Origin of the sequence: Nocardia carnea (assembly GCF_029868325.1) — a bacterium.
Classification (GTDB): Bacteria; Actinomycetota; Actinomycetes; order Mycobacteriales; family Mycobacteriaceae; genus Nocardia; species Nocardia carnea_C.
Map to the genome: position 1 here is coordinate 13564 of NZ_JARWNW010000308.1, position 15565 is coordinate 29128.

Here is a 15565-nt window from a genome sequence, read left to right on the forward strand (position 1 = left end):
TCGGGTGTATTCTCCGCTGCATGTGGGGCGTCACCGGTGGCGATGTGGTCGATCGACCAGTTGTCCGCGGAAATTCTTTGCCAACCCACTAGAACGTGTTCCAGTTCGTATCGTAGTGTGGAGGCTGTCACATGAAAGCCCGCGCATGCGAGAGGTCGGACACGAATGAAGACGAAGGGCGCGATCCTCTGGGGGATCGACGAGCCGTGGTCCGTCGAGGAAATCGAACTCGGCGACCCCCGCGGCGGCGAGGTGCAGATCCGGATGGAAACCGCCGGTATGTGCCATTCGGACCACCATATGGTCACCGGGGCCACCCCGATGCCGTCGTTCCCGGCGATGGGCGGCCACGAGGGCGCGGGCGTCATCACCAAACTGGGCCCCAACACCCCGCCCGATCTCGCCGTCGGCGATCACGTGGTGCTGTCGTTCATCCCGGCCTGTGGCCGCTGTCCGGCCTGCGTCTCCGGGAACATGGCCCTGTGCGACCTCGGTATGGGCCTGCTGTCCGGGCAGTCGGTCAGCGACGGTAGCTACCGCATCCAGGCCCGCGGCAAGGACGTCATCCCGATGTGCCTGCTCGGGACGTTCTCCCCGTACATGACGGTGCATCACACCTCGGTGGTCAAGATCGACCCCGAGATCCCGTTCGAGGTGGCCTGCCTCGTCGGCTGCGGTGTGCCCACCGGTTTCGGATCCTCCACCCACGTCGCCAACGTCATGCCGGGGGAGACCGCGGCCATCGTCGGTGTCGGCGGCGTCGGGATGAGCGCGCTGCAGGGCGCGGTGCTCTCCGGTGCGCGCAAGGTCGTCGCCATCGACCCGAACCCGTGGAAGCGCGAGCAGGCCATCAAGTTCGGCGCCACCCACGCCTACGCCAGCATGACCGAGGCCATCGCCCCGCTGATGGAGGTCACCGAGGGCCGGATGGCGGACAAGGTCATCCTCACCATGGGTGAGATGGAAGGCTCCTACATCGAAGAGGGCCTGATCCTCACCGCGAAGGCCGGCACCCTGGTGGTCACCTCCATGGGCCGGATGGACGCCTTCGACGTGAAGATGAACAACTTCCTGCTCTGCATGCTGCAGAAAACGGTCAAGGGCTGCATCTTCGGCGGCGGCAACGCCCGCCAGGATGTTCCGAAGCTGCTCTCGCTGTACAAGTCGGGCCAGCTGAACCTGGACGATATGGTCACCCGCAGCTACGCGCTCGAGGACATCAACCAGGGCTACAAGGACATGCTGGACGGCAAGAACATTCGCGGCATCATCAAGTACACCGACGCCGACCGCTGATCCTGTGCCGGGACAACCGGCCGGATTTTTTGCGGATATCGCGTTTTCCGGGACTGGGGGGGGGGGGGGGGTACCGGCCCGGCAGTCCCGGTTTCGGTCGGATGGCGTGTTCGCGACCGTGCACAGCGGCGCCGGGCTCGTCGGTTCGGTCGGCACCGATACCGCGTTCGACCGCCGGGGTGGGCGGCCGCGAGTTTCTGAGGTTCTCGTCCGTCTGCGCAGTTCTGTGCGCGTCCGGTCTTCCGGGTATCGGAACCGCCGGCCTGCCTGATGCGCAGTACCGGGGTCTGTCGTCCGGGCGAGGACTCGGGCGAATTCCGCGCGAACGGCACGGTCTCGTAACCTCGGAGATGTGCGCGCACTCGAGCAGATCAAGCAATGGCCGGTCCGGCATGCCGCGGCGGGCGTGGTCACGCGGGACGGGCAGTGGTCGGCCGGTGACGCCGACCGGGTTTTCCGCCTCGCCTCGGTGACCAAACCGCTGGTGGCGTATGCGGCGCTGATCGCCGTGGAGGAAGGCGCCGTCGAACTCGACCAGCCCGCGGGCCCACCCGGTTCGACCGTCCGCCATCTGCTCGCGCACACCTCCGGGGTCGCGTTCGACACCACCGATATCCTCGCCGGGCCCGGCGCCAAGCGGATCTATTCGAGCGCCGGTTTCGAACTGCTGGCCGATTTCGTCGCCGAGCACACCGGTATCCCGTTCCCGCAGTACCTGCGCGAAGCCGTCTTCGAGCCGCTGGGCATGCAGTCCTCCGAATTGACGGGTTCGGCCGGGCACGGCGCCCATTCCACGCTGGCCGACCTGCTGGGGTTCGCCGCCGAACTCCTCGAGCCGCGGTTGATTTCGGCGCAAACCCACGCCGACGCGACCACCGTCCAGTTTCCCGGCAGCAACGGGGTGCTGCCCGGGTTCGGTTCGCAGCGGCCCAACGACTGGGGGCTGGGTTTCGAAATCCGCGACGGTAAATCACCGCATTGGACCGGGACCGCGAACTCGCCACGGACATACGGTCATTTCGGGCAGTCGGGTACGTTCCTCTGGGTCGATCCGCAGCTCGACCTCGCCTGTGTGGCGTTGAGCGACGAGAATTTCGGGGATTGGTCGCGCGAAGTATGGCCTCCGTTCAGTGATTCGGTGATCGATGAGGCCACACTCGCCCGCAACACAGCTGTGCAGTAACACTTGTAACACCGGGCACTCGAGTACACTCGGGCAACGCCTTTTCGACGGACCGTTGGGGAAGACGAGCATCGTCGAAACCGGAGGTGTACGTGGTGCGCGCATCGACCCGATACGCGGAGACGACGGCGGGTGTGGTCTACATCCACTCGTCGCCCACCGCGCTGTGCCCACATATCGAATGGGCGCTCGCGGCCGCACTCGGTAGCCCCGCGGGCCTGCGCTGGACGGCGCAGCCGGCGGCCCCGGGGCAACTGCGCGCCACCTCCGAATGGATCGGACCGGCCGGTACCGCTGCCCGGATCGCGCAATCCCTGCGCTCATGGCCGGTGCTGCGATTCGAGGTCACCGAGGATCCCAGCGAGGGGGTCGACGGCGAACGCTACAGCTTCGTCCCGAACCTGGGCCTGTGGCATGGTGCGACCAGCGCCAACGGGGATGTGATGGTGAGCGAGATGCGGTTGCGGGTCATGCTGCAGGCCGCCCGCGAACTGGGCCGGCATTCGGCCTACGATCTCTCCGCCGAGATCGACCGCGCGCTCGGTACCGCCTGGGACGAGGACCTCGAGGTCTACCGCACGGGTAGTGAAGGCGCCGAGATCACGTGGTTGCGTCGCGACGTGGGCTGATCGCCGCGCTCTGTTTCGCAGGCCCGCGCATGAGGTGCTCGCGGCGAGTACCTCGCAAATCCGGCGGTGGTGCGGCCTCGGGCGATGTTCCTACCCGAGGCGATTCCGGCGCTGCTCCGGGGCAGCATGGCGTACTGGCTGATCACCGACACTCCCCGGCGGGCGACTTTCCAGGACCTTCCCATGTCGCTGGTACAAGGCCCGCCGGGGTGGTTGCGTCATAAGCGTTCGCCGCGCACCCAGCCGCCGGCCGCGAGCACGTGCGTCAGTTCGCGCCAGCGGCGCTGGCGGTGGCGGAACATCAGCTCGGCGAACAGCCGGACGCCGAGGCCGCGCCAGCCGTCCTCGACCTCGATTTCATCGGTGTAGCGGCAGCTGGTCGCATCGATCGGGGTGAAGGTGAGGCGATGATTCCAGACGCGGACCGGGCCACCGCTCTCGTTGGTGTAGATCTCGGTGGGGCCGAGATGTATCAGCGTCAGCCGATGGGTCCAGCTCGGTAGTACGCCGAACCACCACAGTCGCGCCGAACCCGAGACGCCCGGCGCGATCGGGTCCGGGAAATCGAGATCCGGGGTACGGAGCAGGGGTGCGACAACGTATTCGAACAGTTCCGGACGCTGCGCCAGCAGACAGGCGTCACGTGCGGGGATGGGCAGTTCGGTCGAGAGCCGGACCATGCTCATCTGCTCATCATCGCGAAAGCCGGCGGCCCGGGCAATGCCCGGCCGGATCCGGGCCATAGTTATGGACAGTGCGTTACAAAATGGGTTAGGGTGCCGGCATGGCAAGACCACGGAGCTTCGACCGCGAACAGGTCATCGAGGCCGCTACGCGTCAGTTCCGGCAATCCGGGCTGCATGCCACCAGTGCGGAAGACCTCTGTCGCGCAACAGGTCTCGGGCGCAGCAGTCTCTACAACGCATTCGGCAGCAAAGACGAACTGTTCGTACAATGCCTCGACGCCTATCTGGACCGGACGCTGGCGCGCGCCGAGGACGTTATCGGTGATACCGCGCGGGGGACGGTCGACCGGATCGAGACGCTGCTCCGGCGGGTCGCGGACGAGGAATCCGAACGCGCCGGTTCGGGCGCGCCGCGGGGTTGTCTGGCGGTGAACACGGTGACCGAACTCGGCGGCGATCCCGCTTACGATGCCTGCGTCGAGCGCATCGGCCGGGACACCACGGCGCGTCTGGAGCTGCTCGCGGCCGTGCTACGGGCGGGCCAGGCGGCGGGGGAGGTGACGACGAGCATTTCCGCCGAGGGGCTCGCGGCCTTCGTGAACTCGGCGGTCGCCGGGTTGCGGGTGGCTTCGCAGGGGCGGGTCGCGGCGCCGTGGTCGGACGAGATCATTGCGGCGACGCTGCGGAGTCTGCGGCCTCAGCAGCTGGACGGCTGAGCGATATGGGTGGACAGGTCCGGCTGTGTCTGCAAGTTTTGGACAATCCGTTACAGAATGCTTCTTCGCGACCACGCCGCTGTGGTGGTGATCTACCGGCCGCAGGGATGATGGTCCTGGCGCGGGCTCCGCCTGGTGTTATCCGAGTGGGTCCGCGCCCATCGTGCCCCGGCCTCTCCGCGGCCCATACGGCCGATTCGACCGGACGCTGCGAGCGCCCGATTTCCTGCCCTTGCCTGCTCTGCGAGCGGCGATGCCGGACGGCGGCGCCGGGATCGACGGAGGGCCTCGCTCCGGCGAGGTTTTCATACCTCTAACTGTTCCAGTTTTAGAACATTCATTTCAAAACTAGCCAGGAGACTTCTGTTGACACCCACCCCGTCCAGCAGCCGCGCACCTGCGATACCCGCCGCTGTATACGTCCTCGCCGCAGGCGTATTCGCCATGGTCACCAGCGAATTCGCCGTCGCCGGCCTCATGCCGCAGCTGGCCGAGAGCCTGGACACCGATATCGCACAGATCGGCTATCTGGTCACGATTTTCGCCCTCGCCATGGCCTTCGGCGGACCACTGCTCATCCTGGCTCTCCTGCGGATCCCCCCGAAAACCGCGATCATGGTGGTCTTCGCGATCTTCTTCGCCGGTAACCTGCTCGCGGCGCTGGCTTCCTCGTACTCCGTGATGGTGATCGCCCGGATCGTCACCGGTATTGCCGCGCAAGCGTTCTTCGGCCTGGCGGTCTCGATGTGCATGCGCATCGTCGATGCGAGCGTCCGCGGCCGCGCGGTGAGTGTCGCCATGAGCGGCCTGATGCTGGGTACGCTCCTGGGCCTACCGCTGGCCACCTTCATCGGCGGCCGGTTCGGCTGGCAGTCCGCCTTCTGGGCAGTCGCCGTCCTCACCGCGGTAGGGGCCGCACTCACCCTGGCCCTGGTCCGCAACCCCCGCGACCCGGACGAAGCCGGCGCCGAAACCGCAACGTTCACCCAGCAACTACGGGCCTTCCGCAGCCCCCGGCTCCTCCTGGCACTGGTCTCCAGCACCCTGATCATCGGCGCAACCTTCTCCGTCTTCAGTTTCCTCGCCCCCATCCTCACCCAGGTCAGTGGCTTCGCCGAAGGCTCGGTTCCGCTGCTCCTGCTCGCCTACGGCGCAGCGACCCTGGTGGGCAATTTCGTCGTAGGCCGCCTCGCCGATCGCCACACCGTGCCCACGCTTCTGGCAGGCACACTCCTGAACATCGTCTTCCTCCTAGGTTTCGCACTTGCCACCGGCTCGCAGCCGCTCGCCGTCCTGTTCATGCTCGGTATCGGCCTCGTCGGCGTGACAATGAACCCCGCAATGGCCGTCCGTGTCCAACGCGCCGGCGGCACCGGCGTCCTCGTGAACACCGTCCACACCTCGTTCATCACCTTCGGTGTGGTCCTCGGTTCCGCACTAGGCTCCCGCCTCCTCGCCGAATACGGACTCCGCGCCCCGGTCATCCTCGGTGTCGTCCTCGCGGTCCTCGCGGTTGCCGCGATCCTCCCGGCCCTACGCGATCCGCGACCGCGCCCCGCAACCGCGGCCGAGCCGAAGGGGGCCACGCGAGAGGAACAGCCCATGTATGCCGGCTGAGTTCCGGCTGCCGTATCACCGACCTGGTGCCCGGGCCGTTTTTCAGCGGAGGGCACCAAGTCGCTGGTGGATGATCTCGAAAGTCGGTCGGTGGCCCGTCGATATACTGCTCCGCTCAGTCGAGAAATACTGTGCTGGACGGCCTCTCATGCATGAACTGCGTAGCGGTGGGATACTTGGCCTCCTCGGCGCGCAGCGGACCTACCTGGCATCGCCGATGCTCTGGATCCGATGAGTGAAGTACCGCAGAACGGGCGTACGGGCAGTAAACGAATGGGGGAAGGTCGGCATGACCACATCCGAGGCGGCGACGATCACCGAACTCGGCACCGTCGGCACAACCCGGTTCGTGGTGGCAGAGACCAGCACCCCCTGGGAGCTGGATATCGACACCATTGCGGTGTCGGTGGGCGCCGGAGTCGGAATCCTGGGAAACACCCTGCGTGAGGCTTTCCCGGATGCGGCATGGAATCTGATCGAGTTCGAACTGGTCGATGCCCGCCACCCCCGGTTCTTCGAACTGGCCCCCGACCGGCGTGCCCTGCTGGTGAATCCCCGGGAATACGGCGGCGACGGCTCCGGCCCCTCCGGCAATGTCCTGCGGCTCGCCACCCGGGAAGCGATTCGGGTCGCGGCCGAAGGCGGTTCACGAGCATTGGGGTTACCGCTCCTCACGGCGGGTATGCTCAACAACCCGGTCGTCGAGGCAGCCGAGGATCTCGTCTCCGCTGCGATCGAATATGCGGCGGGAACAACAGAGCCCCAAGTGGACCGGCTTGTTTTCTTCTGCATGGACCCGCAGGAGGCGCAGCTCATCACTGCGGAGTTCGCGCGGTCCCTGCCTCATATGCCCGCACGACCGGTCGGTGGACTGACCAGCGACCTGGTCGACCCGAACGCCGGCATCCCCCTGAGCCGGGACCAACTCGGTGTCGCCCCGTACGTCTCCATGCTGGCCACCGTCATCGCGGACCGCGAGACACCATTGCCGCTCTCGGTGGGAATCTTCGGCGCATGGGGTTCGGGTAAGAGCTACTTCATGGCCATGCTGCGCGAGCGGATCGATCGCCTGGCCGGCACGGGCGAGCGGTATTGCACCGAAATCGTGCAGATCGGTTTCAATGCATGGCATTACACCGACAGCAGTCTATGGGCCAGCCTGGGGGACGAGATCTTCCGCCAGCTCGCCGGCTCCGAACCGGGCTCGCGCGAGCGCGCCGAACATATCCGCCGGGAGTTGGCCCAGCGCGTGGAACAGCGCAGACAACTCGAATTCGCCACCCGGGAAGCTGGGGAAACCGCGGCAGCGCTCCGAGCCGAAATCGAGCGCGCGACCGCTGCGCGCGAAACGACGGCGGGCGATCTCCTCTCCGCGCTCCGGAATTCCGGCGAGTTCCGGGGGCGGATCGACAACCTGTGGCGGCACCTGGGTATCGCGGACCAGGCGGCGCAGGCGAGATTGCTGGCCGAGGAAATGCACGGCACCCTGACCGAAGCCGAAGCACTGCGGCGGGTCCCGTCCGACCGCCGCGGCCGGATCGCGCTGGCGGCGGCGGTGGTGGTGTTGCTGACCGGCGTACTCGGTGCACTACTGGCTCCGGCGCTGCGCGAATGGCTGATCGGTCTGGCCGGTCTGTTCGGCCTGTTCGCCGGGACCGGGGTCACCTGGCTCGCCCGGGCGCGCAGCGGCGTGCAGAGACTTCGCGAGGTCGCTGAGGATCTACACGCCGGGATGCGCGATGCGGCGGACGCGGCGGTGACCGAACAGATGTCGGATTCATTGGACCGGTTGCGGGCGGCCGAGGCCGAACAGAACATCGCACAAGCCCAGTTGGACGAGGTCGTCACCCAGGTAGGCGAGCTCGGCCGGCAACTCGCGGCGCTCGCGCCGGGCCGCCGACTGCACAATTTCATTGCCGAACGCGCGCGCAGCGACGCCTACTCGGGGAACTTGGGGCTCATCTCCACGGTGCGTAAGGATTTCGAGCAACTCGCGGAACTGATGGTGGAATGGCAGAGCGGCGGCCAGGACTGGGACCACTCCCGTCGGCCCGTGGACCGTATCGTCCTGTACATCGACGACCTGGACCGATGCCAACCCGACCAGGTGGTCGAGGTGCTGCAGGCGGTGCATCTGCTGCTGGCCTTCGAACTGTTCGTGGTCGTTGTCGGCGTGGATCCGCGGTGGCTGTTGCATTCGCTGCGCAGCAGTTACGCCGACCTGCTTATCGCCGGCGGCGACGATGATCCGCAGGAACTGCACCGTACGCCGGAGGACTATCTGGAGAAGATCCTGAACATTCCGCTCGTCTTGCCGGGTATGACGTCGGACAGTCTGGAACGTCTGCTTCGCTCGCTTGCCGGAACCGACGCGTCCCGGGACGCGATCGCCGATCCGTCGCCGGAGATTTCTAGCGCGTCGGCCGGTCCCGCAGTCGATGCGGCGGATACTGCAGTTATCGGGGTGGAACGCGGGTCCGAGGTCGACCGGCAACAACGGGCGGGGGTGGCGCTTGCTCCACCTCATCCCCTGACCGAGCCGGAGTTGACTCTGCTCGGGGCGCTGGACGTGCTGATCGACACCCCACGGGAAGCCAAACGCCTGGTCAACCTGTATCGGATGATTCGGGCCATCAGAGACGCGTCCGAGGGGTCGCCATTTCTCGGCCGATCCGGCCGGCCCGGTGATTACCAGGCGATCATCGTGCTGCTGGGATTGCTCACCGCCGGTACTCGATTGCTCGGTGTGGTTCTGGACGGTCCGCCCGACACGGGCCGGGAAGTCGCCGGTGGGCTCACCCGGCGCCCGTCCGATACGCCGCTGTACCGCTTCGTCATGGACCTCGAGCCCCGGCCCGCGGCCGACGGCTGGGCCACCCCGATCGCCGGTGCGATCCCGCAGGCCCAAACGGGTGAGTGGCGCCGGCTGCACGTCGGTCTCGCCCGGGTCACCCGGATGACCGCGCTGACCGATCTCACCGAACTACAGCGCTGGCTTCCGCTGGTACGGCGGTTCTCCTATGTGCTGCCACCGCCCGGTGGGTGGTCCGGGGAGACACCGTAGCCTTCGGACACCGTCGTTGCGGCACGCCGATCGCGCGCTTACCGCTGGTCGTGGGCTCGGGTTATCAACCCAGCGGTCTGGTCGTGGGGTACAACACATACTCGCCCGTCGGTTATGAATGCGTTCGGTCTAGACTGCTCCGCACGAGCCGGTGAGATTTCCCGGAACTCGCATTCGGTACGAGCGGTGGTGGGCAACGCGGCCGGGACCAAAGGTGAGTCGATGAACAACGTCAAGACGTTGCGGGCCTGGTGGAACGACCCGGTCGACTACCGCTGGCTGGTGGCCACCCTGAAGGCCCGGTCGGCGCTGCTGCCACTGAAGATCCTGATCGGTGTCGCGGGTGCGCTGATAGCCATGATGGGTGCCGTGATCACCGGGACGCCGGTGGGGCCACCCGGCAGTCCGGGGATTTTTTCGACGTTCGGGGTGCTGTCCGGGATCTTGTGGGCGCTGCGCTGGTGGCTGCTGCCCTGGCCGAGTAAGAACGAGTCCCTGGCGCTGATGGCCTTCGCCGACGTGTTGTTCATCGTGGAGTTCCTCCAGGTACCGGACCGGCTGTTCGGGGCGATGGGCACGGCGCTGCTCGTGGTCAGCGGCAGCTATCTGGGTGGTTTCCACAGTGCGCGCGTCCTCGCCGTCCATTCGGTGTGGGCATTCCTTGCGGTGATCGTGTTCTCGGTACGCATAGTCACTGGTGGCGGGGATATTCGCCTGGCCATCGCGGTCGCGCTGGTGCTGTTCGTCTCGGTGGTCAGCGCGGTACCCGCCCTGCAGATCCTCTACTGGCTGCTGCGCACCGAATCGCTGTCGGACCCGCTCACCGAACTCCTCAACCGGCGCGGCCTGGAAATCCGGCTACCGCGGCTCGTGGAGCGGTATCCCGCGATCTGCGTGATGACCTTCGATCTCGACCGGTTCAAGAACATCAACGACACCTGGGGTCACCGCGTCGGCGATACCGTCCTCGTGCGAACCGCCGGGCGGCTGCGCGACGCCGCGGGGGAACAGGCGGTGGTGGCGCGCACGGGCGGGGAGGAGTTCGTGGTCGCCGCACCGGTCCTCGCCGCCGATGCATACGCCGAAGCCGAACGCCTGCGCCTCGCGGTCGCCGAACCACCGGCGACCGCGGTGGAAGTCACCGCGAGCGTGGGGGTCGCGGTCTTCGATGCGACCGTATGCCCGCAATGCCCGCGGCCCACCCCGGACCGTCTGTTGCACTCCGCCGACGCCGCCATGTATCAGGCCAAACAGTCCGGCGGAAACTTGGTAGTCGTAGACGAACTCACCCCACCACAGGATCACCGCCATCCGGTGCCCGGGTAACGCGCACCTCGAGAAGGCGCTGACACCTGTTGTGTTCACAGTTGACGACTACTACGAATTCCGCGTCGGTGGAACGGTTGCGATCACCCGATCGCTCCACATGGGCGGCGGACCCGATCAGATCGGGTGTACGACCGTGGGGCCGGTGTCTCCGGCCGGGATACCGCTTGCCCCACATTGCCCCAAGAATCCGACGTGGGCCGATTTCCTGGCAGGAATGCAGGCCTTGTCCTGTGCCTACCTGGTGGGCGCAGACGGGTTCGAACCGCCGACCGCTGGTGTGTAAAACCAGAGCTCTACCGCTGAGCTATACGCCCGGATCCCCCGGAACATTTCCGGGGGAACGGTCTATGAATCTAGCGCGGCGAGCGCTTTCTCCCAAGCCGCCTGGTCACGGGGCTCTCCGGGGCCGTTCATCTCCGCGAAACGGATGATTCCTTCGCGGTCCACGACGAAGGTGCCGCGGTTGGCGAAGCCCGTCACGTCATTGAAGACGCCGTAGTCCTGTGCGATTTTGCCGTGCGGCCAGAAGTCCGACAGCAGCGGGAAGGTGTAGCCCTGTTCGGCGGCCCAGATCTTGTGGGTCGGCGGGGGGCCCACCGAGATCGCGATGATCTCGGCGTTGTCGTTCTGGAAGCGCGGCAGTTCGTCGCGGACCTTGCACAGCTCGCCCTGGCAGATGCCGGTGAAGGCGAGCGGGTAGAACACGATCAGGACGTTCTTCTTGCCGCGGTAATCCGACAACGAGACTTCCTGATTGTTCTGGTCCTTGAGGGTGAACTCCGGCGCCTGTGTGCCTACCTCGAGGGGCATGGGTATCCTCCGAATCTCCTGCCGCGCACCTGTTACCCGGGTGCGCGGCACAGCTGTGGGCGGCTCAGCGCTGTTTGGTCGGTGCCTTGGGCTGCACCAGCCGGCTGGCCGACCATTCACCGAGTTTGATCGCCGAGGTCTGGGTGAGCCCCGCCGTCGGCGCGGATTCGGCGATCTCACTGGGATCGACGTGCCCGTCGTTACCGGTTTTCGGGGTCAGCACCCAGATGAAGCCGTCGTCGGCCAGCGGGCCGATCGCCTCCATCAGTTCGTCGACCAGGTCGCCGTCGCCGTCCCGCCACCACAGCAGGACGACATCGATGACCTCGTCGGAATCTTCGTCCAGCAGTTCACTGCCGGCGGTCTCCTCGACGTCGGCCCGTAGGTCGTCGTTGGTGTCCTCGTCCCAGCCCAGCTCCTGGACAACCATTCCGTGGGTGATGCCAAGCTTCTGAGCGAAATTCTGATCGTCCGCCGCGGCGACCACGGTGGCGTCCTCCTCAACTCCCGACTACAAGATATCTGCAAGCGAACATGGTTATCGGCCCTAACGCAAGCCGATCGGGTAGATCGAATTTCTGATGTCGCGACAAAAGCCTGGTGACGGGCGTTCGAGGTCATCCGGGGCAGGCATCGCGTACCGCGTTGCGCGCGTCGTTCACGCGCTTGCTCGCATCGTTGAGCGGTCCGACGGGGGAGGTATAGGTCATCTCCCGGGTCGCCTGGGACAGGGCGCGGGCCGCGTTGACGTAGTCGGTGAATTTCGCCTTCAGATCCTCGGGCAGATTCGTGCCGGCGGCGTTCACGCCGCCTTCGACCTGATCGGCGGCACCGTCGAGTGCGGTGACCGCGGCGTCACGTTTGGCGTCGTAGTCGGGCGCGTTGCTGTCGTGGGCGTCGACGAACTCGTTGTACTTGGTGACGCCGGTGCCGGTGGTGCCGGGGAACAGGCCGCAGTTGTCGGCGATGGCCTTGTCGCGGGCGGCCGCGATCTGCGAGGACGTGGCGGCAGCGGACGAAGAGGAGGCGAAACTGCGGTAGGCGGTGGCTTCGGCGGCGTTGGGTGTCGCGACGCCTTCGATCTGGTTCGCGCAACCCGCCAGGGTCGCGCCGGTGACCAGTGCCGCCGCGGCGCAAATCAGCCCGAATCGGCGCGGGTCCAGCCCTTGCATCGTCCTCCGACTCCTCGGTTACCACTGCGTAGCCCTGCCTGTCGAACGGTACTGGATGGGCGGCTGACATGATGATGTGGGACGCGCCACGCAAGGACGCGGGCGCGCCCGGAACTAGTCGTCACGGGTGACCTGCACACCAGCGGGCCATCCGGGGTCACCGAAGCCATCAGCTCGACCACCCCCTGTACGAGGAGCAGTTTTGACCGATCTGATCCACTCTGGCGTCCCGGCGGAATCCGCTGAGCCGGGTTCCGCGCCCACCCCTGGCAACGCCAACGGCGTGCCGCCCGGTGGCCGAGTCCGTGTGATTCGTGAAGGAGTGGCCTCTTACCTACCGGATATAGATCCGGAGGAGACCAGCGAATGGCTCGAATCATTCGATGAGATGCTCGACCGCGAAGGTCCCGGCCGCGCCCGCTACCTGATGCTCCGGATGCTCGAACGCGCCGGTGAGCGCCGGGTATCGATTCCTTCGCTGACGTCCACCGATTACGTCAACACCATTCCGACCGAGAACGAGCCCTGGTTCCCCGGCGACGAGGAGACCGAGCGGCGCTTTCGGGCCTGGATCCGCTGGAACGCGGCCATCATGGTGCACCGGGCGCAGCGCCCGGGTATCGGCGTGGGCGGGCATATCTCGACCTATGCGTCCTCGGCGGCGCTGTACGAGGTGGGGTTCAACCATTTCTTCCGCGGTAAGGACCATCCCGGTGGCGGCGATTCGATCTTCATCCAGGGTCACGCCTCGCCCGGTATCTACGCCCGTGCCTTCCTCGAGGGCCGGTTGTCCACCGATCAGCTCGACGGTTTCCGACAGGAATACAGTCACGGCGGCCTCGGTAAGGGGCTGCCGTCGTATCCGCATCCGCGGTTGCTGAGCGATTTCTGGGAATTCCCGACGGTGTCGATGGGCCTGGGCCCGATGAACGCCATCTACCAGGCGCGGTTCAACCACTACCTGCACGATCGGGGTATCAAGGACACCTCGGATCAGCATGTCTGGGCGTTCCTGGGCGACGGCGAGATGGACGAACCCGAATCGCGCGGTCTGGCCCATGTGGCGGCCATGGAGGGCCTGGACAATCTGACCTTCGTGGTGAACTGCAATCTGCAGCGCCTGGACGGCCCGGTCCGCGGTAACGGCAAGATCATCCAGGAGCTGGAGTCGTTCTTCCGCGGCGCCGGCTGGAACGTGATCAAGGTGATCTGGGGCCGCGAATGGGATGCGCTGCTGGGCGCGGACCGCGACGGCGCGCTGGTGAACCTGATGAACACCACGCCCGACGGCGACTACCAGACCTACAAGGCCAACGACGGCGCCTACGTCCGCGACCATTTCTTCGGCCGCGACCCGCGCACCAAGGCCCTGGTGCAGGATCTGTCGGATCAGGAGATCTGGAACCTCAAGCGCGGCGGTCACGACTACCGCAAGGTGTATGCGGCCTACGCGGCGGCGCTGGCGCACAAGGGCCAGCCGACGGTGATCCTGGCGAAGACGATCAAGGGCTACACCCTCGGTAAGCATTTCGAGGGCCGTAACGCCACGCATCAGATGAAGAAGCTGACGCTGCAGGATCTGAAGGATTTCCGCGATCTGCAGCGGATCCCGATCAGCGATGCCGAGCTGGAGAAGGATCCCTACCTGCCCCCGTACTACCACCCGGGCGCGGAGACCAAGGAGATCCAGTACATGCTGGATCGCCGGAAGGCGCTCGGTGGTTACCTGCCGGAACGGCGGACGAATATCGCACCGCTGAAGCTGCCGGGCGACGAGGCGTACAAGTCGGTGCGCAAGGGGTCCGGGAAGCAGAATGTGGCCACCACCATGGCCCTGGTGCGGCTGATGAAGGAGCTGCTGCGCGATAAGGAGATCGGTAAGCGGATCGTGCCGATCATCCCGGACGAGGCGCGCACCTTCGGGATGGACTCCTGGTTCCCGTCGCTGAAGATCTACAACCGCAACGGCCAGCTCTACACCTCGGTCGATGCGGAACTGATGCTCGCCTACAAGGAGAGCACCGTCGGGCAGATCCTGCACGAAGGCATCAACGAGGCCGGGTCCACCGCATCGTTCACCGCGGTCGGCACCTCGTACGCCACCCACGGCGAGCCGATGATCCCGCTCTACATCTTCTATTCGATGTTCGGGTTCCAGCGCACCGGCGACGGACTGTGGGCCGCGGCCGATCAGCTGGCCCGCGGTTTCGTGCTCGGCGCCACCGCCGGGCGGACCACGCTCACCGGTGAGGGCCTGCAGCACAACGACGGGCATTCGCTGCTGCTGGCGTCGACCAATCCCGCCGTGGTGTCCTACGATCCGGCGTTCTCCTTCGAGATCGCCCATATCGTGCGCGACGGCCTGCGCCGGATGTACGGCGGCACTCCGGGGGTGGACGGGTTCGGCGGGGAGAACATCTTCTACTACCTCACCCTGTACAACGAGCCCTACCAGCAGCCTGCCGAGCCCGAGGACCTGGACGTGGACGGTCTGCTCAAGGGCATCTACCTGTACCGCAAGGGCGGTGCGGGAGATGTGCGCGCGCAGATCCTGGTCTCCGGTGTCACCGTGCCCGACGGTCTGCGGGCGCAGCAGCTGCTGGCCGACCACTGGGGTGTGGCCGCCGATGTCTGGTCGGTCACCTCGTACAGTCAGCTGCGCCGCGAGGCCCTGGAGTTGGAGATCGAGGCGCTGCACCATCCGGGTGAGGATCCGGGGCAGCCCTACGTCGCTCGTGCGCTGGCCGGCGCCCAGGGGCCCTTCGTGGCGGCCTCGGACTGGATGCGGGCGGTACCGGACCAGATCCGCAAATGGGTGCCGGGCGATTTCACCACCCTCGGAACAGATGGGTTCGGGTTCTCCGATACCCGCCCGGCCGCGCGCCGAGTGTTCAACGTGGACGCCGAATCCATCGCCGTCGCCGCGTTGGCGGGACTGGCCCGGATGGGCAAACTCGATTCGGCCAAGGCCGCCGAGGCCGCGGCCCGGTACCGGATCGACGATGTATCCGCCGCGGAGAAGTTCACCGCCGGCGGGGCAGGAGATGCGGAGTGACGACAACT

The 15565-nt window shown here is 66.3% G+C and carries 12 protein-coding genes and 1 tRNA gene; 8 read left to right on the forward strand and 5 right to left on the reverse strand.

The features are described 5' to 3' along the window. The first annotated feature begins 165 nt into the window (after window positions 1–165). The 3 genes from QH196_RS30015 (at window position 166) to QH196_RS30025 (ending at window position 3108) form a co-directional block, all read left to right on the forward strand. Window positions 166–1296 carry an NDMA-dependent alcohol dehydrogenase gene (locus QH196_RS30015; protein WP_062976225.1) on the forward strand — a complete coding sequence of 377 codons (1131 nt, stop codon included), beginning with the start codon at window positions 166–168 and terminating at the stop codon, window positions 1294–1296. 352 nt (window positions 1297–1648) lie between these two features. Then, the gene (locus tag QH196_RS30020) at window positions 1649–2479 is read left to right on the forward strand and encodes a serine hydrolase domain-containing protein (RefSeq protein ID WP_280419220.1); all 831 of its coding nucleotides are present in this window, start codon (window positions 1649–1651) and stop codon (window positions 2477–2479) included. 95 nt (window positions 2480–2574) lie between these two features. Then, window positions 2575–3108 (forward strand): DUF3145 domain-containing protein, encoded by a 534-nt coding sequence (locus QH196_RS30025; RefSeq protein ID WP_280419221.1) that lies wholly within the window; start codon window positions 2575–2577, stop codon window positions 3106–3108. Between the two features lie 218 nt (window positions 3109–3326). On the opposite strand, the gene QH196_RS30030 is transcribed toward QH196_RS30025, so the two are convergent. After that, window positions 3327–3794 carry a hypothetical protein gene (locus QH196_RS30030; protein WP_280419222.1) on the reverse strand — a complete coding sequence of 156 codons (468 nt, stop codon included), beginning with the start codon at window positions 3792–3794 and terminating at the stop codon, window positions 3327–3329. Window positions 3795–3892: 98 nt separating this feature from the next. On the opposite strand from QH196_RS30030, the gene QH196_RS30035 reads away from it, so the two are divergent. The 4 genes from QH196_RS30035 (at window position 3893) to QH196_RS30050 (ending at window position 10517) form a co-directional block, all read left to right on the forward strand. Then, window positions 3893–4510 (forward strand): TetR/AcrR family transcriptional regulator, encoded by a 618-nt coding sequence (locus QH196_RS30035; RefSeq protein ID WP_280419223.1) that lies wholly within the window; start codon window positions 3893–3895, stop codon window positions 4508–4510. A gap of 366 nt (window positions 4511–4876) precedes the next feature. Beyond that, the gene (locus QH196_RS30040; RefSeq protein WP_280419224.1) at window positions 4877–6127 is read left to right on the forward strand and encodes an MFS transporter; all 1251 of its coding nucleotides are present in this window, start codon (window positions 4877–4879) and stop codon (window positions 6125–6127) included. A gap of 289 nt (window positions 6128–6416) precedes the next feature. Continuing rightward, window positions 6417–9191 (forward strand): P-loop NTPase fold protein, encoded by a 2775-nt coding sequence (locus QH196_RS30045; protein WP_280419225.1) that lies wholly within the window; start codon window positions 6417–6419, stop codon window positions 9189–9191. Between the two features lie 222 nt (window positions 9192–9413). Then, the gene (locus QH196_RS30050) at window positions 9414–10517 is read left to right on the forward strand and encodes a GGDEF domain-containing protein (RefSeq protein WP_280419226.1); all 1104 of its coding nucleotides are present in this window, start codon (window positions 9414–9416) and stop codon (window positions 10515–10517) included. Window positions 10518–10759: 242 nt separating this feature from the next. Here QH196_RS30050 and QH196_RS30055 read toward each other — a convergent pair. The 4 genes from QH196_RS30055 to QH196_RS30070 form a co-directional block, all read right to left on the reverse strand. Beyond that, window positions 10760–10834, reverse strand: a tRNA-Val gene (locus tag QH196_RS30055). 31 nt (window positions 10835–10865) lie between these two features. Next, complete coding sequence (locus QH196_RS30060; protein ID WP_280419227.1) at window positions 10866–11330, reverse strand: peroxiredoxin; 465 nt, start codon at window positions 11328–11330, stop codon at window positions 10866–10868. Between the two features lie 64 nt (window positions 11331–11394). Further along, window positions 11395–11817 carry a DUF3052 domain-containing protein gene (locus QH196_RS30065; protein ID WP_033244929.1) on the reverse strand — a complete coding sequence of 141 codons (423 nt, stop codon included), beginning with the start codon at window positions 11815–11817 and terminating at the stop codon, window positions 11395–11397. 130 nt (window positions 11818–11947) lie between these two features. Further along, a complete protein-coding gene (locus QH196_RS30070; RefSeq protein ID WP_280419228.1) occupies window positions 11948–12502 on the reverse strand; it encodes a hypothetical protein in 555 nt (184 codons plus the stop codon). 283 nt (window positions 12503–12785) lie between these two features. Between QH196_RS30070 and aceE the strand changes: the two genes are divergently transcribed. Further along, a complete protein-coding gene (gene aceE, locus QH196_RS30075; protein WP_348538121.1) occupies window positions 12786–15557 on the forward strand; it encodes a pyruvate dehydrogenase (acetyl-transferring), homodimeric type in 2772 nt (923 codons plus the stop codon). Window positions 15558–15565 lie beyond the last annotated feature (8 nt).

Bases quoted from the DNA above. Each gene is read 5' to 3' on its own strand.
- QH196_RS30015 (WP_062976225.1), top strand. From the start codon at position 166: ATGAAGACGAAGGGCGCGATCCTCTGGGGGATCGACGAGCCGTGGTCC.
- QH196_RS30030 (WP_280419222.1), bottom strand. From the start codon at position 3,794: ATGAGCATGGTCCGGCTCTCGACCGAACTGCCCATCCCCGCACGTGAC.
- QH196_RS30035 (WP_280419223.1), top strand. From the start codon at position 3,893: ATGGCAAGACCACGGAGCTTCGACCGCGAACAGGTCATCGAGGCCGCT.
- QH196_RS30045 (WP_280419225.1), top strand. From the start codon at position 6,417: ATGACCACATCCGAGGCGGCGACGATCACCGAACTCGGCACCGTCGGC.
- QH196_RS30050 (WP_280419226.1), top strand. From the start codon at position 9,414: ATGAACAACGTCAAGACGTTGCGGGCCTGGTGGAACGACCCGGTCGAC.
- QH196_RS30060 (WP_280419227.1), bottom strand. From the start codon at position 11,330: ATGCCCCTCGAGGTAGGCACACAGGCGCCGGAGTTCACCCTCAAGGAC.
- QH196_RS30070 (WP_280419228.1), bottom strand. From the start codon at position 12,502: ATGCAAGGGCTGGACCCGCGCCGATTCGGGCTGATTTGCGCCGCGGCG.